The sequence below is a fragment of the Vallitalea pronyensis genome (genome assembly GCF_018141445.1).
Taxonomy (GTDB): Bacteria; Bacillota; Clostridia; order Lachnospirales; family Vallitaleaceae; genus Vallitalea; species Vallitalea pronyensis.
In genome coordinates, this window is record NZ_CP058649.1 from 5,705,794 (window position 1) to 5,729,782 (window position 23,989).

Below are 23,989 nucleotides of genomic sequence, written 5' to 3' on the forward strand. Positions count from 1 at the left end.
TAGCATAAAAAAATGGGCAAGATTAAAATTAAGATATATGGGTGTTTTATGCAGGTTATTAGAATGGATTTTTATGAGATTGATAAGAAAAAGAAGGGGTTAGTGGACAACGGAAGTTGAGTGAAACGATCGATGGTCATCATTCACTCACGTTACGTTTGTTGCTTTATTGGGTTTAAAGGAATGGCAACAAGCCGTAAAAATCGTTCATGATGACCATAGATCGTTTTTGTTTGTGTGCCACACGCTGGTTAGTAAAAACCGTAGTTTTAGCCAGTGTATGTTGATGTTTGTATGTGCTTATGATGTATGGGGTTGTATTTTGTATTATGGTTAGTCTGAAATAATAATTCACTGTTATGATGTAGGGCTATACATCATAACCATTGGGGTTATTGGTTTGCCAGCGCCATGAATCTCGGCACATGTCTTCGAGACTTTTCTTGGCTTTCCAGCCGAGAGCTGATAGTGCTTTAGATGGGTCTGCGTAGCAGGTAGCAATATCGCCTGGTCGTCTGGGTGTTATGGTGTAGGGGATAGTAACGCCTGTGGCTTTTTCAAAGTTGTGCACCACATCAAGGACGCTGACGCCTTTACCTGTGCCTAGGTTGTAGGCGTCAATGCCTGGTGATGTGATGACTTTTTCTAGGGCTTTTAGATGGCCGTTAGCTAAGTCTTCTACATGGATATAGTCTCTGACGCCTGTGCCATCATGCGTGTTGTAGTCATTGCCATAGATACTTAATTTTTCTCGTTTGCCGATGGCCACCTGTGTGATATAGGGCATGAGGTTATTGGGTATGCCGTTGGGGTCTTCGCCTATACGGCCGCTGGCATGAGCACCTATAGGGTTAAAGTAGCGAAGAAGTGCTATGCTAAAGCTTGGGTCGGATACATGGATATCCTGTAGAATCTGTTCGATCATCATTTTGGTGCTGCCGTAAGGGTTGGTGGTACTTAACGGGAGGTCTTCTGTTAATGGTGATACATTGTGCATACCATAGACGGTAGCAGATGAACTGAATACCATCTTCTTTACTTGGTATTTTTTCATGAGTTCACACAGCACTAGGGTGCCCGTTATATTATTATGGTAATATTTGATGGGTATGGATACGGACTCACCTACTGCTTTTAGCCCTGCAAAATGAATGACAGCTTCCAGTGTATGGGCTTTAAAAACCTTTTCAAGTGCTTCTGTATCTAATAGATCCACTTCATAAAATGTTACGGACTTTCCAGCTAATTCTTGAATACGTTTGATGGATTCTGGTTTACTATTGGAGAAGTTGTCCACAATAATCACCTCATAACCTGCATGAAGTAATTGTACAACTGTATGACTACCAATATACCCAGCCCCACCGGTGACTAATATATGCATCATCTAACCTCACTCTCTTAGATATCTAAAAATGCCTTCATTTCTTCACTTACCTGTTTTGCTTTATCCATACTATCCATCTCAGCAAAAACACGAAGAAGTGGTTCTGTTCCTGAAAAACGTGCAATGATCCATCCACCATTTTTGAAGAATACTTTAACCCCATCCATATAGCTGACACGATCCACTTCATAGCTAAATTCAGGTATTTTTTTATGGGTGTAAAGCAAGTTTAATAAACGCTCTTTATCTTCTACTTTAAAATCAAAACTGTCTTCTACCATGTCAAATTTACCGAACTGCTCATGAATATCATCTAATAATTTGGATAGATGTTTATTGGTTACGCTAATCATCTCCACTAATAGAGATGCTGCAAACACCCCATCCTTGCCTTTGATATGTCCCCGAATGGTTAAACCACCGCTGCTTTCTCCACCAATAAGGGCATCTGTCTCTTCCATCTTAGAACTAATATGCTTAAACCCTACAGGTACTTCATAGCATGATTCACCAAAGCCTTCTGCAATCTTATCCAATAGATGTGTTGTTGCCAAGTTTCGTACGACTGGTCCACGCCAATTTTTATACTTTAATAAGTAGTAATACAATAATGCCATAATAGCGTTGGGATGAATGAAATTGCCTTTTTCATCAATAATACCCAGACGGTCAGCATCGCCATCTGTTCCAATCCCTAAGTCATAGCCTTTTTCTACTACTTCGTTCTTCAGACGTCCTAATGTCTTAGCACTTGGTGAAGGCAGTCTGCCGCCAAATAGGGTATCATGACGGTCATGGATTAAATCCACTTCACAGCGAGCCGTCATAAGAATGGTTTGAAGGGATGTCTTGGACACACCATACATGGGATCAAGCAATATTTTTAACTGCTTTTTCTTAATGGCTTCCAGATCAACAAGGTTAATGATGGTGTCAATGTAATCATTAAAAGGATTATATATCATTACAGTGCCCTTTTCAAGAGCTTTATCAAAGGGGATTAACTGAATGTCTTTTACATCTTCCATATAATGTTCAATGTCATCTGTCACGTCCTTACCGGCATCTCTTCCACCTTCTGTGAAGATCTTAATACCGTTGTAATCGGCTGGATTATGACTGGCTGTTACTGCTGCTCCATATTGAAGATTCAAGGCTTTTACACTGTACATCACCATGGGTGTTGGTGCTATACGGTTAATAAAATAAACTTGAATGCCATTGCCTGCTAATACTTCTGACATCCACTGAGCACTCCGATCGGACAAGAATCGTCGATCGTAACCAATCACAAAAGACTTGGTTTCTTCTTTTATCATTTTATTGGCTAAAGCTTGTGTTAGAAGCTGAATATTGGTTTTTACAAATTCGTCACCTATGATGGCTCGCCATCCACCTGTTCCAAATTTAATCATCTGTCTCATTCCTTTCCATTCTGTCTAGGGCTGATTTTTTAATACACGTTCACAAAATTCAAGTTCTTCCACTGTATTCACACCGTATACTTCGTTGGTATGATAGATGGTATGGGTCACTAATTTCTTATCTTGCTCCATGACCATTTTTGGTATATCTGTTAAATAATATTCCTGTTGGATGTTATCATTTTTTAAACTTTTCAGGTTTTCAAAAAGGAATTCACTGTCAAAAACATAGACGCCAACATTCAGTTCTTTTATAGCTAACTGCTCCTTGGTACAATCTTTGGCTTCTATAACGCCTATCATTTGATTGTCTGTATTTCTAATGATACGTCCATAGGCTGGTGGATCATCGATAACTGCAGTTAATACCGTACAGGTCGCCTTTTCACTGTCGTGTATCTCAAACATTTTTTCATAGGTACTTCGCTTGTATAAAGGCATATCACCATAAGCTACCAATATAGGTCCTTTGTAACCTTTGAATACATCTTCTGTTACAAGGACTGCATGACCCGTTCCTAACTGCTTGTCTTGTGTGGCAAATTGATAATTGCCCTTGATGGCATCGTAGACCATCTCTTTTTTATAACCAACCACAATGGTCATATCTTCTTCTTTTAGAAAATTCAGTGCTTCTAGAACATATTGAAGCAATGGTTTACCATTAGCCTTACGTAGTACTTTTGGCATGTTGTATTGTTCAGATTGTAATCGTGTCCCTTTTCCTGCTCCTAGTACGATTGCTTTCATGTATGTCATCCTCCTTTTATGCTTGTAACCTGCTATCAAACTGCGATATGCTATTTATCCACACGAACCCCTGAATCCTGCTTAAGAATAACGCCCCAGTAACCTTTATCACAAACAGCATCTAAGATTTTCTGACTGTCAGCTTCATGTGCATAGACGTAGCAACATCCACCACCACCAGAACCATTGATTTTACCGCCTAATGCACCATTTTCATAAGCTGTATTTAGAATTTCTTCAATCTTTGATGTGGATATGCCTAATCCGTCTCTCAGATTACCATGGTGTCTTTTTAGTAATTCACCTAACCGCTCTGAATCAATGTTACCGCTGGCAAACATCTTTTCTGCCTCTTTTAATGTTTTATAATTATCAATATTCGCTTTTACTTTCACTTGTCTTGCTAGCGATAGTTTTTCTAGATACATCAAATAATCTTCGTTTTCTACAAAATCACGAATACTGGAAATGCCATATTCTCCAAGCTCATGAATGGCTTCAAGTACAGGAAATTTGGCACTTGCCAGAACTTTTGTTGTTTGTTTATCTTCCAATGAATCAAATAAGATAAAACACCCAGGGATTTCCGTTTGCAAAGGGTTAACACACGTTTTCTCTTTATTAAATGTTAAGTGTAAAAGTCCCCCATAGGCTGACGCGTAATGGTCCATGAGACCACCTGGCTCATTGAACTCTGCTACTTCTGCATCAAAGGCTAATAAAGCTATTTTTTCCGGATCATGTTTATCAGGATGATTCATCAGTTCAAGAAGCACTTTAATGAAGACCACTGTCATGGTTGTAGAAGAACACATCCCTTTACCAATAGGAATATCCGAATCCATATGGATATCATAACCGGATGTTATGCCATACCCTTTGCGCCTTAACACATTGATGGCACTTTTAATATAGTCTCGATTATGGTCATAGGTTATAGGCTTATCTAAATCAATGATTTCTTCTCTTTCAATATGTTCACCTTTTAACCTGACATGGATAATTCGGTCCTCCCGCTTTACGCCTTGTGCTCGGAACCTAAGATTAATAGCTGAAGCAATAACCTCTAGATTAAGATAATCTTGATGTTCGCCAAATAAACAAATACGACTTGGGGTTGAAACAGATACTTTCATTGTTCTTCTTCTCCTTTATCATCTATTTTGTAAGGGGCTGTCTCATAAAAGCAGCATAACGTTAATATCGTAGACAACAAAATTGCTTTTTATGAGACAACTCCTTCTATGTTCATGCCTTTGTAACCCTATTAAAGTGTTCGTTGATTGCATAGGTTTATTGTAAACCACTCATAGATGATTGTATTTGTATAATCCTGAATTATGTTTGTCTAATCCAATAATATAAGGTACAATATATGGGAACACTAAATCTGCTCACGCTATTTAAGAAAGAACTGTCTTAATAGAGCCATCCTATCAGCTGGAATTATAAAACCATCAATAAAGGATTCTTGATTATGTTTCATGCCTAGATGAAAGGGAATAAACTATGATAAAAAATATTACCAAATTATCATTTGCAGAATATGGCAGAATAGCCCAAAAACCCTATCACGCTATACCTAAAGAAAAAGATTATAAGGCCATCACGAAGATGATAACGTCTTTTGATCTTCATTCCTTTTATATAGACCATACCCATGACACCATCATGGATATTGAAGGGGGTACCGCTCTTTTATATGTTTATATACCCGGTCATGATTCAGTAACCTTCTTTTTGGACAAATGTGTTATGCTCGCTCCTAATGTGTTTTATAAAGTCACACCTGTCTATAGTGGCTGTAAAATTAACATCACATACAACTTTAAAGCCACCAGGAAACAAACCAAAAATACCCGTCTGGATTTCTCGCCAGATATGAAGAGTATTTTTAAAATTGATAAAATCTACACATTGTTTTATCAGGAGTTTGATGCTTCTTTTACCTATAAAGGTGAAAAACATGATTTCTGGGAATTAACCTATGTGGACCAAGGTGAATTATTGACTAGAATTGATGATAAACCTTATACCTTACAACAAGGTGATTTTATTTTCTACGCACCTAATCAATACCATACTCAGAAAAATAACGCCTCTTCCCCTATATCTTTTCTAACCATCACCTTTGATTTGGATTCGCCTAAGGAAGATATTTTTAAACATCAGGTGTTTAGCTGTTCCCAAGAACTAAGAGAAATTCTTGAGCAAATTGTCCATGAAAAAAATGAGTATGGGCTTTACAGTGCCGACCTCATTATATGTTATCTGAAGGAGTTTATTATTACCTTTATGCGCAGCCTGACCAAGAAAAACACCCTTAAGCAATTACATTCTTCCATGCAGGTGAATACCAATAATACCTTAGTCAACAAGGCTCTAGCTTATATCTATGGGCATATTAATGAGAAAATTACGATCGATATGTTAGCCCAGGAAGTTTCTATTAGCCCATCCTATCTCTCCCGTATATTTAAGCATGTGATGGGCGTAACCATTGTGGATTACATGACCCACTATCGGTTAGAAAAAAGTAAAGCTTATATCAAGTCAACAGAGCTAAGCCTAACACAAATTGCAGAAATTCTAGGCTTTGGATCGATTCACTATTTTTCTAAGCAATTTAAAAAGCATTATGATATTAGTCCCCTTATTTATAGTAAATCAATTAAAAAATAATAGAGCGGTAACTTTTCTATATATCATCATTTCTATCAAGTAATTGTAACATGCATTGAACTGCTAGACCCTACCAGCAACCAACCACTGCAACTGTTAACAATGTGAGAATAGCTGCAATAGCTCGAGAAGGATAATAAAAATAGTGATAACTCTACCTGTGCATAAGGTTAAGTCATCACTATTGATGTAATTTGAACGCCTATTTAATTACTTGGTATAATGAATAACTATCCTTTTAGTTTTAATGCTCGAATAGCATTTAAAATAGCTATAATCGCAACACCTACATCAGCAAAGATAGCCATCCACATGTTTGCAAACCCAAAAGTCGCTAGAATCATAATGATAACTTTTGTACCCAATGCAAAGATAATGTTTTGCCAGACAATCTTATTGGTATTTCGTGATATTTTAATGGCATTGACTATACTGGATAACTCATCGGACATCAGTACCACATCGGCTGCTTCAATGGCTGCATCTGATCCTACAGCTCCCATTGCAATACCCACATCAGCTCTTGCCAGTACAGGTGCATCATTAATCCCATCACCCACAAAGACGACCGTATCTTTTTTACCTGCTTTCTGCATAACCTCTTCCAGTCGTGTTACTTTTTCATGAGGTAGTAGCTCACTGTAATACTTGGTGATGCCAACTTTTCCTGCAATCTCCTTGGCTACATCCTCATGATCGCCTGTTAGCATAATAACATCTTCGACACCATATTGTTTAAGGGCTTTAATGGCCTCAATGGAATCTTTTTTTAGTGTATCAGCAATAAGGATGACACCAAGTAATTGGTTATCCCTTGCCACATAGACCTTCGTACCTACACTGGTTTCCATGGGCTTAACCCTTATACCCTCTTGTTCCATGAGTTTTTTATTACCAACAGCTACAAGAGCATTGTTATAGGTTGCTTTCAAACCTTTCCCTGCTATTTCACTTATATCCTTTATAAGATTCTCATCAATGGTCTGCCCGTACTCTTTAACAATGGAAACGGCAATGGGATGATTGGAAAAGTGTTCCATATGAGCAGCTATCTTTATCAGTTCATTTCTATCCACTTCTTCACTGGTCACATATACATCCGTTACTTTAAATATACCTTTGGTAATGGTGCCTGTTTTATCAAACACAACGCACTTCATATGACGCATGGCTTCTAGGTAATTACCACCTTTAACCAAAATACCATATCGAGATGCGCCGCCAATACCGCCAAAGTAACCAAGGGGTATGGATATGACAAGCGCACAAGGACAAGAAACAACCAGGAAGATTGCCGCTCGACCAACCCAAGTACTCAATGCTTCACCAATAACCAGTGGCGGAATAAGCGCAACCAGAACGGCTATACCCACAACAATTGGTGTGTAATATTTTGCAAACTTGGTAATGAATTTTTCTGTATTTGCTTTTTGTTGGTTAGCTTCCTTAACCAGTTTTAAGATCTTAGCAACAGTTGAATCACTAAATGCTTTCGTCACACGGACTGTAATAGCTCCGGATAAGTTAATGGAACCACTATAGACTTCCGTTCCTGCAACTGCTTCACGGGGTAGAGATTCTCCTGTAATAACCGATGTATCAATAGCGGATACACCCTCCACCACTTCACCGTCAATGGGAATTTTCTCACCTGGTTTGACCATGATGATATCATCCACATTCACTTTTTCAGGTGCTACATCTTTAAAGGTATCACCGACTTTGACATGGGCAATATCCGGTTTAATGTTCAATAATTCTTCTATGGAATTCTTGGATTTATTGACAGCCATTCCCTCAAATAATTCTCCTACTCGGTAAAATAGAATTACAGCTGTACCTTCTGGATGTTCGCCTATGATAAATGCTGTAATGGATGCAATGGTCATTAAGAAATTCTCATCTAAAAACTTCCCTGAAAAAATGCCTTTTACAGCCTCTATGACAATGTTACGCCCTGCAATGATATAGGCTGCAACAAACAATCCAACTTTGATGGGTTCGTCAACCTTTAAGACCAAACCACTTATAAACAGTCCTAAGGCAAGAAAAAATTCAATAATATCTCTTTTAGTAAATTCTTGGTGATTGTGGTCATGACCGTGATGACCATCATTGTGGTGATATTCTTCATACATATTTTGTTTGTTATTTGAACAGTTATTGTTACCACATCCACAGGTAGCAATATCATCTGTTAGCCGTTCTCCCATATGGATACTTCCTTTCTTACACACTTATTTCTCTATAAATTCATTATTCTAATATGTGTTCAATTCCCATTTTGTAGATGATCTTAATATGTTCATCGTTCAATGAATAGTAGACCAGCTTACCTTCTTTTCTTGCTTTCACTAAACGGCTGCTTTTTAGTACTCTTAATTGATGGGATACTGCGGATTGTGTCATGTTCAATACTTCTGCAATGGTACCAACGCACATTTCACCATTAAATAGAGCACCCATGATTCTTAGCCTAGAACTGTCACCAAAATTCTTGAAAAAGTCGGCTAGAAAATAGATGGTTTCTTCATCGTCCATAATTCTTTGTACTTCTTCTACGAACTTCTCATCTCTACAGCACGGCTTTTTATCTTCTTTTTGCATCCAATCACCTCTTTTTCATTTTAACATATGAATAATTGTTCATATGTTAATTTAATATTAGTATAGCACTAGGTTTAAAAAAAGGCAATAAGGATTTCAATTTTTTTTATTTAACGATAGGTGAATGTTGAATGGGGTTGGGGATTATATGTGGTGAGATAGAGTATAAGACTGTTGTAAATTATAGACTTGATTATTAATTGGTTACTAAAGAATGTGTAAAAGAATTGGTTTTGGTATTGGTTATATACAAGACGGCCGTAGATGGATAGGACTTCGGAAAATTCGCTTCTGTTAAATAATCAAAGAAAATCTAAGTTCATTCCAAGATGGATTCCTAAAACTTAAAACTTGCTGACGCTTCAAACACTTAAGTTTTTTAACGGAATCCATCTTTCCATTCTCTAAGGTTTTCTAATGATTATTTAAAAGTCGCGGATTTTCCGAAGTCCTATCCATCTACTAGGGTAGTGTGGAGGGGCTATGTATTATTTGTGTAGAAAAGTTTTTATGGGGTATGAGATGTAATCATTTTATTTACTTTTAAAGATTTTGAAAAGTTATTCCGGAACTTTTCGAGTGAAGAATATGTTAGATTTTATCCTTTAATGCAAAAAGACCTTATAACCAACTGACAAGAAGTTAATCACCATAGTGAACAAGCATAAAAACGGCACTCATCTAAACCTTCCACGCAACCAGTAAATGCTATCACCCTAATATATCAACGTCAATATCAAAGTAAGGTGCTATAGGTGATGCGGCAAGCGTGTCAGGACGACTAAGCGCCTTTCCTCTAAACACGGACGTTTAGGGAAAGGAAAAGCATCACCTATAGCACCTTACCAAAACCTCCAGCCTCCAAATATATTAGGGTGATAGCATTTACGGAATCCCCCACCACTAACCCCAACATTCCCCAAAACAATACCTACCAAAACTTACATAACACATTTCCCCACACAGAAAAAGCACCAATCCCCATCAGCGCTTTTCCTTCCTATCTATATCCTTCCATCTTCAGCTATTTTCAACTCAAAATAAAACGTTATCCCATTTTTATCATTCATCACACCATAGTCACTACCATGCCCTTCAAGAATAGCTTTGACGATGGCCAGACCAAGCCCTGTCCCTCCACTTTCTCTATGGTGAGATTTATCTAATTTATAGAATCTTAACCAGATGCTTTCTAACTCTTCTTCCGTTAATTGATTACCTTCATTGTAGATGGAAATATAATGATTCCCATCTCTTATGTCACCGGTTACGATAATTTCCGTTCCCTCTCTACCATACTTAACTGCATTGCTTAGTAGATTGACAATGACTTGGTCAATTTGAAATTTCACACCCTGTACAGCCGTATAATCCCCCTCTATACTTATCTTAAGCTGTTTTTTCTGTATAGGTATCTCTAGTATCTTAACTGTTTTTTCAATGAGCTTTTTCACATTAAATACTTCTTGTAATGTATCTTGCCCTGCTTCTATCTTTGATAATTCTAACATATCCAAAATGAGTGCGTTCATTTTTTCAATTTCATCTAATATAACATCCATGTAATAATCACTTTTTTCTTTTTTGATGCCATCTTTAATACCTTCAGCAAAGCCTTTGATGATACCAAGAGGTGTCTTTAATTCATGGGAGACATTGGCCACAAACTCTTTTCGCACTTGTTCTTGTTTCTTTTCTTTTTCCATATCAAGTACCAGCTGTTTGTTGGCTTCTTTTAACTCCGAAAGCGCATGGTCCAGATTGCAGGATAGTATGTTCAAGCTATTGGATAAAACACCTAACTCATCTTCACCTTTTAGTGGTGACTTGATGGTGAAATCCATGTTGGCCATTTTATCCGCTATATGGGTTAACGTCACAAGAGGTCTAGAAACCATCCTTGAATAGACCAGTGCAATAGCGATGGATATTAACATGGCCATCAGATAAAAGAAAGGGGCATAATCTCTCAGTGCTGAAACAGCTTCATTAACAGGTTGTAGGGATGCATTCACTTCGATGACATTTTTTTTGCCATCTTCCATGCTGATAAGTTTTACAAGATGGACTGCTTTTATGGCTACATAAGGCATATCAGTAATGGTATAATAGACATTATTTTTTGTGCTGTATTGTGTCTCATAATACACCATGATATCTTGAATGTCTCTTTCTGTATAAAGTAATGAATTCATATTTATGGTGATGTTCTCAGAAATTTTACTAACATCAGCGATAACAGCAGTACCTGCATATGAGGTTTTTTTTGCTGTATCCTTACCTTCTACTGGCTCAGCATTTTCCACGATGATACTGCTCGGGTTTTCAATGGTCACATTATTAATGGACTGGGCGTTAACAGTCTGCTGATTATGGTAGAGTATCCCTTGAATGCTAATTTCTTGATTTTTATAGGGTATTTCACCATTAAATGCTTGGTCTAAGGCTTTTTCATCTAAGTAAACATCGTAATATCCACCATCTAAGTCAATGGTTAACATGTAATCCACCAATAATGCTGAAATGTTACTGGCATCTGCATAACTATAATTAAACCCATTAACGGTTAAATTCGCATTATTAACACGAATGAACTTATTAATTTGCTTCGTTAATTCTTGAATCTGCCAATTTTGCTCCTTATACTCCTCTGCAAAATCATTCAAATTATGGATGGCTTGATTAATTTTTCTGTCCATATAAAAATGATCAATGTAAAGGCTTTGTATAGCTAATACAAGGGTTATTAAACTCATCATGGCAATAAATGAGATAAGAAATGTCCGTACAACAATGGATTTGGATTTTTTTATTTTATGCATGAAGGCGTCACCTCAAACTTATAGCCTACACCAACAACGGTGTGAATGTATTTTGAAGCATCCCCTAATTTTTTACGAATGGTTTTAATATTGGTATCCACTACACGTCCATCACCTATGTAATCATAGCCCCAGATACTCTCAATAATGCGTTCTCTATTCAAAACAATCCCCTCGTTTCTTATGAGATATAACAAGACATCGTATTCTTTTCTATTCAGAATAATGTCCATATCTTTAACTTTTACCGCATAAGCATCTTGATCTATCTTGATTTCATTCTTGATAATGGTACCACCATGTCCATTCTCTTTTTCATTAGTTGTTGTTTGGAAGCGATTGAGTAATGTTTTTACCCGTGCGACTAATACTTTTGGGCTAAAAGGTTTTGTGACGTATTCGTCAGCACCCAGTTCAAAGCCCAGTAATTTATCGTCTTCATCACTTCTAGCACTTAAAATCACAATAAGCACTTTGGATTTTTTTCGAATGCGTCGACACACGGACCATCCATCCAGACCTGGCATCATAATATCCAGTAGTACTAAATCAATGGTCTCCTTATCAAAGAGATGCATAGCTTCAATACCGTCTTCTGCTTGAAAGACCGTAAAACCGTCCATTTCAAAATAATCGCAGATAATTTCACGCATTCTTTTTTCATCTTCAACAACTAATATATTCATGCTGTATAAGCTCCTTAATCCTATTACATTCGTAAGGTCATCCATGTGAAAATGGTATACCCTGCTTAAGTATACCATTTATCCCCATACTCGAGTAGCTATTTTTATGGGTTATGTGCTATGATTACTCTTCTGTTTGTTCCTCAGTATACTCCACAGCCTTTGGATATAGATCCATTTCTTCTAATTGTTGCCATGTTTCCATGGCTTCTTTTTCTGCTGCTACTGCTTTTTCATAAAGGGTTTTTGCCTGCTTTAGGATTTCTGGCTTAACATCCTTTTTAAAATCTTTAGCGAACGCATCAAATGTAGGATGTTCATATGGAACGGTTGCATTGGTCATGTATACATGATAGTCGTCTACTTCAACTTTATTTAACTTGTCAAGATCATCTAAAGAAATTATCTCCATATCTTCATTTACTAAAACACTTTCAATGGTCACCACATTCAAGTTATCAACAGCCTTTAACTTACCAGCAGATACTGTATAGTCACCAGCTTTTTCTACTATCAGCGGTTGATTAAACACCACCTCTGCATTCTGTATATCTGCTTCTTTTCCATCTTTTTTCAAGTCCGTTACAACAGCTTTATTGGTGAATGCTACGGTTCCTTCAAATAAATCAAGTTTATAAAGGGAATCCCAGAGATCTTTCACTTCGTCATACTTCTCTTCTTTTTCAAGTTGTAATATTTTTTCATATATGGCTTTTGCCTCTTTTTTCACTTCTGGTGTCACATCTTTTTTAAAAGCTTTAGCAAATTCCTCAAAGGTAGGTGTCACAGCAATATAATAAGACACGTTGAAATCTTTAAAAAGGTCAAGGGCATAGAAATCATCCCATACTTTAGCAGCCTCTTCATATTTTTCTTCCTTATCTAACGCATTTGCTTTATCAAATAATTCTTCTGCCTTTTTTAAGTCCTCAGCCTTCACATCTTTCTTAAATATTTTTGCAAATTCTTCGAAAGACATGTCAGGAATGATGGTTTCACAAGCCATATTATGTTCTATTGTCCCCCATTTTGTTTCGCCAAATACATCAAGAGCATATAACTGTTCCCAATACGTTGATGCATCCTCTTCTAATTTTGTCGCTTTGTCAAAAAGACCTTGGGCTTTTTTTAGCTCTTCCTTGGATATGTCTTTCTTAAATGACTGGCTAAATATTTCGAAGTTCCATTCTGTGTCCATCATGATTGCCATATTATTCGCTTGTTTGTCTGGTTCTGCATAAACATTTGTTAACGAAGATGCTCCTAATAATAGTGCCATAGCTCCTGTGATAATACCTTTTTTGATGTTCATACGATATAACCTCCATATAATATTTATAGTGTTGCATGAGTCTAGTATAGCGTTATGGTGTGTAAACCATGTGAAAGACTTTTGAAACCTATGTGAGTTATACGATCATTTAAAATCACATATTTTTAAAAAACATATTGTAAAATTTGCTTGTTTGATATAAAGTAATATAGCGCATTAATAAAATAAGAGGTTTAAGACCTTTTAGAACATTAAAAGGAGAGACACCATGAAAAAACTGCTTTCATTTTTTAGCTTTAAAAAAGAAGCATGGTTATTTGATTCCAAGCTTTACATATTTAAAACATTTTTATCTGTCATGACAGCTTATGCCATCGCTTCATTTATTCCATTATTGCAAAAAGACATGATTTCATTGCTTTTTGGACTTCTATTGACCCTAGAGCCTGTGACCATAACAGGTATACGTAGTGGCTTGGATCAAATCTATGCTACCACATTAGGGGCTATTTTAACGGCTTTAATCATTACCTTATTTGGTATTAACATATGGACTGTAGCTTTATCCATCGCACTGACCTTATTTGTTTCTTTAAAAATCAATTGGAAAGTGGTATCCGTTGTTGCTTTATTTACAGCTATTTACATGACCCAGTATGTGCAGTTGGACGCCGCCGGCTTACCGAGTGCTTACCTGACCTTTCAACTACGTATAACAGCCCTGGGAACCGGTGTTGCTGTGGCTATATTGTTTAATTTTATCTTCTCCCTGTTCTCATATCGAAGAATGGAAGAAAAGCGTATCGCCTACCTTTTACACGCTATAGCTACACATTTTAGTCTGGTAAAAGATGGTCTGGCTAAAGGTAATTCATCCATCATCTTAGAAGCCAAAAATAATTTGCCCCATACGTTTAATGATATTGATTCGCTTTTTTCGTTGTTAACGGATAAAGAAAAGGAATATGCGTTTAAGAAAAAATTACACCTACCCTCTAAACTGGCTTACAATAAGGCTTTAAAACAGGTTATAACTTCCCTAAGAAACATTACCCACTTACTCTATGATACAAGTTATAGTTTGTTAGGTGAACAGACGGTAAAAGCAGACGCTCAAGTCATTGAACTTATGGAAGACTGCATCGTACTTGTGAAGACTTTTGCTAATTATTTTGAGCATAATAAAAATGTCCATGATATAGAGCAGGTGCTTCATAAAAATCGTGTTCAACCATGTGAAGATCATCACTTGGTCAATCATCGTATTATCCACAATGTAAAGTCCATCTCTGAAAACTTATCCACAATCCATGAGGAACTGTTAACATTGCATGTATAAATAATCGTCCATATAAAATACCCCATGTTCATGGATGATATCCAATGTTCATGGGGTATTATGTAGAGGATGATACTATTTTTTATTAGGTTAATTTCTTTTTATTTCTTATGGTAAATAGAGCAATGATTATACCCTTAACAGCTAAAAACATGATGGGTATAAAAACATATTTATAACTACCAAACTGTGTACGAATTAAACCGGCCATAGGTGTTCCTATCACTGCACCTATACCATACGCCGTAAACAACACACCATAATTTCGACTGTAGTTGGCTTCACCAAAATACATGGCTATGGTGGTTGGTGCAATGGAAAGCCATGCACCTAAGTTCATCCAGAAAATCGATAGGGTTATAACATAAAGTACGATTCGATAGTCTGTGGCAGCATACATGAGTAAAGCCGAAATAAAAATAAGTATAAATGAAACCATTGCTGCTATAAACGGACTATATCTATCTGTAATCCAACCAAAAAGAGGACGTCCAACTGCATTAAATATTGCAAAAATAGCCAATAGGGTCGCCGTTGTATTGGTGTCAATGCCAAAGAGCTCTTCACCAATCTGGCTGGATATACCAATAATCATCAGACCAATGGTGGTACCGATCACAAAACATAACCATAATCCTTGAAATTTGGTATTCCTAATCAGTGCACGTACACTTGAATCTTCCGTCATCTTGCTCTGAATCTTTACGTGTTGTTCCTGTACTTGAGGTTTCTTAAAACATAATCCCAATAGAGGTATCACTACAATGAAGAAAACCCCTACTGCAATAAATGTATCATGGATACCTATTTGATTAATAAGCTGTTTCGTTATTGGAGCTGTTATTAATGGTGATAAACCAAACCCTGCAAGCAATAAGCCTAAGGCTACACCCGGTTTTTTTACAAAACTACTGGATATAACTTTTATAGGAGGACCATAAGCAATACCTACGCCAGCACCGGAAAGGACACCGTAGGACAGTACAATCATACTAAAGGATACAGCCACTCCAGATAGAATCCACCCTACACCTACCATGAGACCACCGATTATAATCATTATTCGAGGGTCAACACGGTCAATCATCCTACCCGTTATAACCATAGATGCGGTATACATCAACAAAAAAACTAAATAGGGTAGTCCGCTTATAGCGGCGTTAATGTTATACAACTCTTCTATAGGTGTCTTAAACACACTCCATGAATAGACTGTACCTAAGCAGATAAACATAATCATCCCTAGAATAACAAGCATCCATCTTCGATAACCATCATGATCACTTGAACGGCTTATACTGTTCTGTATATGGTTCTTCATAGGTATACTCCTTATTTCATTGGTATTAATTTCACGTAATCTTCCACTGTACCATCATTAAGGAAACAGTTGATGATGTCTCTTCCAAGAGGCAATAAATCTTCTGTGTTAAATTTAGTAATTTCACGTTTGAAGAAATCTTTCAGTATAGCAGCACCTTCATCGTAAGCTTCTTCACCTACACCTAGCTGGTGATTTGGCTGTAATAAACCTTGAGGAATGGTATAGCCATCAACTCTTAATCGCTTCAAAGAATACCCTAATAATGAACAACGTGATTTTTCTAATTGTTCTGGTTTAAACTTAGCACTACCTTTTCGAGCTAAGTATTCTCTTACAATCCATTGTGGATTAAAGCCAACTTCATAAGCACCAATATGCTGGTTTGGAATCAAGACATATCTTGTACTTGGTGTGTTCATAATTTGCTCTAACAATAAATTCGCTTGGTCCACCATTTTACCTGTAGCAAATGGCCAATAAGAACCTACACCTTCACTGGTCATACCTTCTGAGTCTGTAATACTGGGGTTAGCATGCCCTCTAGGAGCAACTAATCGCCATATCCAAGCTAATGCAGGAGGTAATACATGTATGCATCCGATAATACCATAAGTTGGATTGGATTTTGTACACGCTGGTGTTCGTACACCAAAGCTACGTACATCAATTTCAACAGGTTCTGAAACCACACCAGGTACGAAATCTCTTGGCATAATAACCCTTGGGTTAGGGCAAGGTTTACCTGGAGCATCTTCAATATGATCCCATATAAGAATGGTAGAATCAGGAGAAGCATCCATGTTTAAGAATATTAAAGGTTCTTTTGGATGTATACAAAGTTTTTCATGCTGTGGTGATGTACCATATTCTGTAATATGGTTAAATCTTAAAAACCATCCCGCTTCAGCATCTTTAACCACTAATTTTCTATTATTTTGCAGCTCTGGATGACACATAGCCATATCATCTGTTATTGGATTCAAATCACAGGTGTCTGCGATATCCAAGTATATACGCTCGTTAGTTACGATACTTTCAGCAAAGAGTATACTACCGTCTACCTCGCGATGTACCTCTTCAATCATTTCACTTTTTCCACCACCACTAGCACCTTCGTGCATGATAATCAGAGAGTTATCATAAGGTGTGGTTACTTTTACTGTTGATGCATGAACCGTTGTCCAGTTTTCAAGCTCACCAATATTCAATAGGACACCATAGATTCCTTTTTTGGCACTTGGTCCTGGATATAAATTAAATGAAAAGATTTCATGAACATCTTCAAGTCGATTGTGGACAACCACTTGCTTGCCATCAAAATGTGTATGTCTAAAAGGTGGTGCTAAATAGATAATTGCTCTTGGCTCAAAAGTTTCACCGATTTCAGCTTCTGGAATAAACCCTTGTAAATCAGCTAGCCCTGCTGCAAAAAAGGCAGCATTGATTGGACAAATAAGTAGGGTAGGAGAACCGAATTCATTATCTCCAGCATATAAAGGCATGACAATTAACTCTTGCTTTTTCAGCCATTCATAAGTTTCTCGTCTTACCCCATCAAACTCATCACCGTAACGTTCTTTGTATCGGGTCTTATCTGTATGTTTGTTATCCCCAATAAGCATACAATCTGGATCACGTCGTCTCATATACTCTTCAAGGTAATTAACAGATGCTCCATTTTTACACTTAGTAACGGTCGCTTCCTCAACTAAGCCCATTCCATCAACCATATAATTCACTTTAAAGACGGATTGTCCGCCACCAGTCGCTAGATCAAGTAGATGTTTTCTACTTTTGGGTACTGTCACTTTTGAAGCTGAATCTAATATAGCCTTCACATCTTCGTTTACTTTAAATCTTGATAAATCAAATACACTCATCATATTCCTCCTTCTAAAAAAAGCAAGCCAAAATTCACGTCTGGTTAACGCGAATTTTGGCTTACTTTTAACTGGTTAAAAACCTTTTAATTTGTCTTCCAAGTATCTCTATATAAATTTAAATAATTTTATTTATTAAACTTTATTTCAATGTTTTCATCAAAAGTAACCACAACGATTTTCTCTGCCGTAATGGTACTCACATCAGAATGAATACTTATGATATTTGAAGGAATGACTTCATTAATTGCTTGTCTAAATTGTGAATTGGCCTTCTCAAAAAGACGGGACCGAATCTTCTTTATCAGCTCCGTGCCATCATGGGTTTCTGCAAGCAATTGCTCCGCAGCCGTCAAGAATCCCCATTGTCTTACAAAAACAACATCATCCATAATTTTTGCATTAATGCGTCTAGGACCTCTTCCCATATAATCGGCCTCAAAACGGGTGACGACTTCACATATTTTGGCTTCTGTCTGTCCTTTTGTCATAAATATATCTCCTATTCATATGAAAAAGCGTATTAGGCTTGGTTCAAGCTGGACAAATCCATCTTACAACCCTTCCTTGCTTTTTCATTAAAATAATACCATACGAATCCAACGTTTGCAAGATTTTTATTTATATCTTGCATTATATCTACATTTTCCCAAGTCTTCATAAGACCATGTTCTAGGGGTTAAATCTTACTAATTCAATAGAAAGCTTTCCTTCTTCTTTTTCAATAATAACTTGGTCAATCATAGCACCAACCAAGAATAATTGCTCATCCATGTCATTTTCACCTGTCAATTGCCAATAATACCCTTCAACTTCACATTGTCTCTGTATATTCAGATTATTTTCTAGCTGCTCAATGTAGTCATCATCAAAAGTAGAACCATATTGGGTAAAATAAATGGATGTTTTGTCTTGTTCTTTTTGAATACGTACATCCATTTCATGGGTTCCAGTCATCATAAACATGGTAAGCATTTCATCAACGATTCGGGTAATTTTTTTAATCTCATGTTGCATAGTCGATATCACTCCCTTTTGAAAGCATCTACAATAGGTATTATAAATCCTGCAACGATACCTCCTGCAAAACCATTATTGTATAGGTTAATACCTCCGTGAATGACGCCAACATTTGTTACCAACATTAAATGCATCATACCTGCCACGATACCAATACCAATACCATAAGACCCAGCAATAGGAGCAAGCGTTGTAGAAAATAATAATGAAATAATCATACCTGTAGAAGATAGGTCATATCCCAGAACAAGAGAAGTAATAAAAACCCCAAGTACAATTGGAAAACAATTTTTTAGATGTTTACCAAAAGCGGAGAATCCCACAACCGTAAATATCCCTGCCATAACAGGCCCGTTAATAACACCTTTCACCATAATCACATATATTATGCACAAAAGTCCCATGATGCCCATGTTAAAAAATGTTATACCGTACCCAACTAAATGAGTAAAATCGGTTACAAGTCTTCCTTTATACTTAAATACTTCTGTAAAATGTTTAAACACGTGTCGATTAACATAAAGACCTATGATCATTAAATAACAAAATAAAAATATAAGTAAACCGACAATCAGCCAGCTATTATTTTTATAAATGATACTTACAGGTTCAATTTCAATCTTAAAACTTCTAAATATGCTTGTTAAAACTGTTCCTAGAATCCCAGATGCAAAGCCAATATTATAGAGATTAAAACCATCATGAAATTTCAACATTTGCGTCGAAAGAGGCACAATGATAAATCCAATAAATATCCCAACAATAATACCAAAAGGTAAAGCTATATATGTAGGCAATATATCACCAAAACTGATTTCACTGATAATGGGGGCCAAGGCTGTAGCAAACATGATGACCAATATACTATCTTTGAATGCAATTCTTTGATATTTAGTATACATATATCCCCCCAGATAAATGGGGATTACATTAAAGAGGTTCTTACCAAAAAAAGCAAATCCAATAACGGTCATGAAAGCTGCTATCAATAAACCATTTATTCTCAATTTATAATAGGCCAATAAATACAAATTAAAGAAACCAATAACCGCAGCATTGACAAAAGCCGCCCCTATTCCTCCTATAGCTAAAAAATCTGTTAAAAGGATTGTTGGTGAGACAATGATATCGACAACACCTTTAGCTAATGTGTTAAAATCAGCTTGGTACACACTTATACCAATTCCAAATATCATAAAACTAATGGGAAACATAAGAAGAATCAGTAACTTCTGTTCTTTATGCAATTCCTTTTCTTGAATTTGATATAGTTGCATCAATTCCCACCCCATACTCTATATTTAATTCACTTGCATCAAATAAAACAAATATAGCCTTGTTAATCTTATCACAATCTTGACATTTTATCAATGGATTTTAAAAGCTTTCTTAATATACATTTTCATCTAATCCCATTTTTTTATCTTTTACCATGAAGCATATAATATTCCTTGATAACTGATAATTTATGGACTAAATAAGGCTACTCCATTTTCTTGCAGCACTACCTTGTATCGGGTTTCTAGTCACATGTTAAAGGGTCATGTGCAGATACACTAATTGGAACACAAAAAAACTGGCAATAAGCAATACAATTTGGTTAAAATTCAGTTCAATATCGCGAATCTTTTTTAATACACCCATGTGTTTATATACATATCTATAAAATATAAAACCTATCAGAATACTTACAAGATAGATTGTGCTTTTAATCAAATAATCGCCTATCTTAACGCTTAATGATACATTAAACAGCATATTAATAATCACTGGTCCTAGAACCCCACCTAATAAGCAAATGCTGGCTAATACGCTCAATGAGAGCTTCTGATTCCATGTCATGGTACTTGTATCATCACTCTTACCAAATAACATGGCTGCATATTTGATATAGGTCACAATGGTCCCTAAGTTAATAAAGATTAAGCTCATTTCTATCACATTGGATGTGAGATTGCCTTTTTGAATGTAATATTTTGATATACTACTTCCAAAAAGGGGAGCACCCGTTATTCCTAATATGGCAAAAATGATAATACATGCTATAAAGGGCATGCGCCTAAACACACCTCTGATTTCCCTTATATTTCTTGTTTTATATGTCTCAATAATGATACCCGCGGCTAAGAATAACGTTGATTTACTGATGGCATGATTAACAATGTGATACATACTGCCCCAATAACTATAGTCATTCTTCATGGATACACCTACTAAAATCAGACCAATCTGACTGATGGTGCTATAGGCTAAAATAAGTTTTATATCATCTTGGGATACAGCTAAGACAAACCCAAATATACCCGTAAGTAGACCCATGATGATGTAGATTTGATGGGTTTCAATGTTAAACTGAAACACATCTTGCATTCTTATAAATAAGTAAATGCCGCCTTTCACATACAGCCCAGATAAAATGGCTGAGACAATAGAGGGGGCTGACGGTGTGCCATGAGCTCTTGGTAACCAACTAAACAAGGGCATAATAGCTGATTTAAATCCTACGGCTGTCAACAGAAATGCGTAGGGCAGAAGTAAACTTTTTGAATGTGTTACGAGGGGCATACTATCCTTTATAAGCTGCATATCAAGGACACCAAATATTTTATAGATATAACCAATACCAAACAAGAAGAATGTCATGGATAGAAGATTAGTGAAGAGATAAATCATACCATCATAGATGGATTGTGTATCTCTTTTATACATAATAAGAATACTTACAACAATTGTCGATACTTCTATAAGAACGTATAGGTTAAACAAATCTCCAGATAAAAAGATACCGTTAATAAGTCCTTCTAAGACTAAAAAAAGAAATAAAAAGAGTTTATTCATGTAGTGCTTATGAAAATTAAATAGTAGCATAACCGAAAACAGAAAGACATTTAACAGCACAAACACAGCTGTAATGGCATCTGCTCTTAGGGTTATGCTTATACCTCTAGGATAATTCCCTAATGTATTAATAAGTTGTCCAGTCATATGCACTTGAACTAAGGTATTCACTGCCATGACCAAATAAATGATTTGCGAAAAAAGTATAAGGTATTTCCTGTTTATTCCTGTGCATATATATCCAAGTAAGGCAATCATGATCGGTAGTAGAACAAACCAATACAACTGCATGGACATCTTTCCTTCCCTTAATCATCATCACGTAACCATGGCATCATTAACGCTCAATGACCTACCAAGGAGCAATGATTCTTTGTGAAAAAATAAATAGAAAAAAGATAACGATTATAACAGCTATGACTAATCTTCTCATAAGAGACCATCCTTTTATCATGAACTTAACATCTCCTGTTAGCTAAGATAACATTATTATACCATATTGACGTACCACAAGTAAATGTGGCATTAGATATTAAACTACTGATGTGGGAAGAACTCTCTTGTTGGCAACAAAACAAGTTTTGTATATAGGTTATATATACCATCAGTAGTTTAATATCTAATCCACTTTTACCGTCATGAACACTTATAAAACAAACATCCATCTAAATTATGTTATAAACCTTTTGACATAAAAAATAAGTCATTTTTCAGGCTTAATTAGGTGGTTTTTCATATGCTAAATTCAGATACTTTTCATATTAAGAAAATAAAAAAGTCAACATTCACTTACTCATTAAAGTGAACGTTGACTTACATGTGACTGGTTATCTACCATTCAATAGTCTTCCAACTCATTCTATCATTACATATCTTTACATATCAAAAAAAGGCTAAATCAGTTTTACTTATGAAGTGGCTCACACTGGATTATCCATCCATCAGAGTCCCCTCCCATATTAATCCTATGATAACATAACTCATCCTTTATGGCAACCTTTTTAAGTGTCACAATTTAAAAAATAGCATTCATAATGTAACGGATTACATAATATACCATCTAAGTCTTGACAGTTGTTAGTTGACGATATATTATAAAGTTATAAGTATTTTATACATAGTTATATTTTGGGTCAACAACATTATATTTGTAATCGTATACATATACGAGAAAGGAGACATTATGATTCCAAAAATTGCAGTGCAGCTCTATACCGTACGAGAAGAATGTCAAGAAGATTTTGTGGGTACATTAGAAAAAGTTGCAGCTCTAGGTTATGAAGGTGTTGAACTGGCTGGCACCTATGGTTTATCCTCTGAAGTGTTAAAAAATCATCTCAATCGTCTTCAACTGGAGGTTGTAGGACATCATATCATGTTGGAGGCTCTAGAAGATGATTTAGAAGAAGTCATCGCTTACAATAAGGCCATTGGAAACGATGTGATTATCTGTCCTTGGGCTACGTGGGATACAGAAGAAGAACTTCGCCACTTAGCCGACCGACTTAACACCATTGGAAAACGTTTAGAAGCAGTGGGGTTAACCTTCTTATATCATAACCATCATCATGAGTTTGAGAAAATCGGCGACATGTACGGTCTTGACCTGTTATTTCAGTTGACAAGAGAAAGCCATATGCTCATGGAGCTGGATACACATTGGGTAAAACGAGCCGGCCTAGAAGTCCTTCCATATATGGATGCAAATGGGTCATTGATTAGACGTATACATATTAAAGATATGCAGGAGCTGGATGGTGAAATGACTTTTGCAGCTATTGGCGAAGGGTTCATGGATATACCTGCTATTCTCAAAAAAGCTGAAGCCATCAACTGCCCATGGGCAATTGTGGAGAATGACCAACCACAACCAGATGGTATGACCAACATTACCCAGAGTATTCAATACCTACAATCGCTATAAGAATCATATGCTTCATATGTGGTTCACTGGGAC

The 23,989-nt window shown here is 36.3% G+C and carries 18 protein-coding genes; 3 read left to right on the plus strand and 15 right to left on the minus strand.

Features of this window, described 5'->3' with window-relative positions:
• Positions 1-370: 370 nt before the first annotated feature.
• Genes galE through HZI73_RS23860 form a run of 4 tightly spaced genes read right to left on the minus strand, consistent with a single transcriptional unit; the run spans position 371 to position 4,697 of the window.
• A complete protein-coding gene (gene galE, locus HZI73_RS23845; RefSeq protein WP_212698918.1) occupies positions 371-1,384 on the minus strand; it encodes a UDP-glucose 4-epimerase GalE in 1,014 nt (337 codons plus the stop codon).
• A 17-nt stretch (positions 1,385-1,401) separates the two neighbouring features.
• Positions 1,402-2,802, minus strand: a complete 1,401-nt coding sequence (locus tag HZI73_RS23850; RefSeq protein WP_212698919.1) for a phosphoglucomutase/phosphomannomutase family protein — start codon at positions 2,800-2,802, stop codon at positions 1,402-1,404.
• A gap of 24 nt (positions 2,803-2,826) precedes the next feature.
• Entirely contained in the window at positions 2,827-3,561 is a 735-nt protein-coding gene (locus HZI73_RS23855) for a sugar phosphate nucleotidyltransferase (protein WP_212695838.1), read from the minus strand.
• Positions 3,562-3,611: 50 nt separating this feature from the next.
• Positions 3,612-4,697 carry a GHMP family kinase ATP-binding protein gene (locus HZI73_RS23860; RefSeq protein ID WP_212695839.1) on the minus strand — a complete coding sequence of 362 codons (1,086 nt, stop codon included), beginning with the start codon at positions 4,695-4,697 and terminating at the stop codon, positions 3,612-3,614.
• Between the two features lie 373 nt (positions 4,698-5,070).
• Here HZI73_RS23860 and HZI73_RS23865 point away from each other — a divergent pair, with 373 nt between their 5' ends.
• Positions 5,071-6,243, plus strand: a complete 1,173-nt coding sequence (locus HZI73_RS23865; protein ID WP_212695840.1) for an AraC family transcriptional regulator — start codon at positions 5,071-5,073, stop codon at positions 6,241-6,243.
• Positions 6,244-6,473: 230 nt separating this feature from the next.
• Here the strand turns inward: HZI73_RS23865 and HZI73_RS23870 are convergent, their stop codons facing one another.
• From HZI73_RS23870 to HZI73_RS23890, 5 genes are all read right to left on the minus strand, one after another.
• A complete protein-coding gene (locus HZI73_RS23870) occupies positions 6,474-8,456 on the minus strand; it encodes a heavy metal translocating P-type ATPase (protein WP_212695841.1) in 1,983 nt (660 codons plus the stop codon).
• 43 nt (positions 8,457-8,499) lie between these two features.
• Positions 8,500-8,850, minus strand: coding sequence for an ArsR/SmtB family transcription factor (locus HZI73_RS23875; RefSeq protein WP_281418833.1), 351 nt, complete (start codon positions 8,848-8,850; stop codon positions 8,500-8,502).
• Positions 8,851-9,854: 1,004 nt separating this feature from the next.
• Positions 9,855-11,672: a sensor histidine kinase gene (locus tag HZI73_RS23880; protein ID WP_212695842.1), complete on the minus strand. Its 1,818-nt coding sequence runs from the start codon at positions 11,670-11,672 to the stop codon at positions 9,855-9,857.
• Positions 11,660-12,358 carry a response regulator transcription factor gene (locus HZI73_RS23885; protein WP_212695843.1) on the minus strand — a complete coding sequence of 233 codons (699 nt, stop codon included), beginning with the start codon at positions 12,356-12,358 and terminating at the stop codon, positions 11,660-11,662. The genes HZI73_RS23880 and HZI73_RS23885 overlap by 13 nt, the downstream gene beginning before the upstream one ends.
• Positions 12,359-12,482: 124 nt before the next feature.
• A complete protein-coding gene (locus HZI73_RS23890) occupies positions 12,483-13,670 on the minus strand; it encodes a hypothetical protein (protein ID WP_212695844.1) in 1,188 nt (395 codons plus the stop codon).
• Between the two features lie 229 nt (positions 13,671-13,899).
• On the opposite strand from HZI73_RS23890, the gene HZI73_RS23895 reads away from it, so the two are divergent.
• Positions 13,900-14,970: an FUSC family protein gene (locus HZI73_RS23895; RefSeq protein WP_212695845.1), complete on the plus strand. Its 1,071-nt coding sequence runs from the start codon at positions 13,900-13,902 to the stop codon at positions 14,968-14,970.
• A gap of 85 nt (positions 14,971-15,055) precedes the next feature.
• On the opposite strand, the gene HZI73_RS23900 is transcribed toward HZI73_RS23895, so the two are convergent.
• The 6 genes from HZI73_RS23900 to HZI73_RS23925 form a co-directional block, all read right to left on the minus strand.
• Positions 15,056-16,291 carry an L-lactate MFS transporter gene (locus HZI73_RS23900; RefSeq protein WP_212695846.1) on the minus strand — a complete coding sequence of 412 codons (1,236 nt, stop codon included), beginning with the start codon at positions 16,289-16,291 and terminating at the stop codon, positions 15,056-15,058.
• Positions 16,292-16,302: 11 nt separating this feature from the next.
• The gene (locus tag HZI73_RS23905; protein ID WP_330619649.1) at positions 16,303-18,177 is read right to left on the minus strand and encodes a DUF4914 family protein; all 1,875 of its coding nucleotides are present in this window, start codon (positions 18,175-18,177) and stop codon (positions 16,303-16,305) included.
• 125 nt (positions 18,178-18,302) lie between these two features.
• The gene (locus HZI73_RS23910) at positions 18,303-18,665 is read right to left on the minus strand and encodes a DUF2294 domain-containing protein (RefSeq protein ID WP_212695847.1); all 363 of its coding nucleotides are present in this window, start codon (positions 18,663-18,665) and stop codon (positions 18,303-18,305) included.
• A gap of 181 nt (positions 18,666-18,846) precedes the next feature.
• Positions 18,847-19,191: a hypothetical protein gene (locus HZI73_RS23915; protein ID WP_212695848.1), complete on the minus strand. Its 345-nt coding sequence runs from the start codon at positions 19,189-19,191 to the stop codon at positions 18,847-18,849.
• A gap of 8 nt (positions 19,192-19,199) precedes the next feature.
• A complete protein-coding gene (locus HZI73_RS23920) occupies positions 19,200-20,471 on the minus strand; it encodes a DUF1576 domain-containing protein (RefSeq protein WP_212695849.1) in 1,272 nt (423 codons plus the stop codon).
• Between the two features lie 256 nt (positions 20,472-20,727).
• The gene (locus tag HZI73_RS23925) at positions 20,728-22,329 is read right to left on the minus strand and encodes a complex I subunit 5 family protein (protein ID WP_212695850.1); all 1,602 of its coding nucleotides are present in this window, start codon (positions 22,327-22,329) and stop codon (positions 20,728-20,730) included.
• 886 nt (positions 22,330-23,215) lie between these two features.
• Here HZI73_RS23925 and HZI73_RS23930 point away from each other — a divergent pair.
• Positions 23,216-23,956 (plus strand): sugar phosphate isomerase/epimerase family protein, encoded by a 741-nt coding sequence (locus HZI73_RS23930; RefSeq protein WP_212695851.1) that lies wholly within the window; start codon positions 23,216-23,218, stop codon positions 23,954-23,956.
• Positions 23,957-23,989 lie beyond the last annotated feature (33 nt).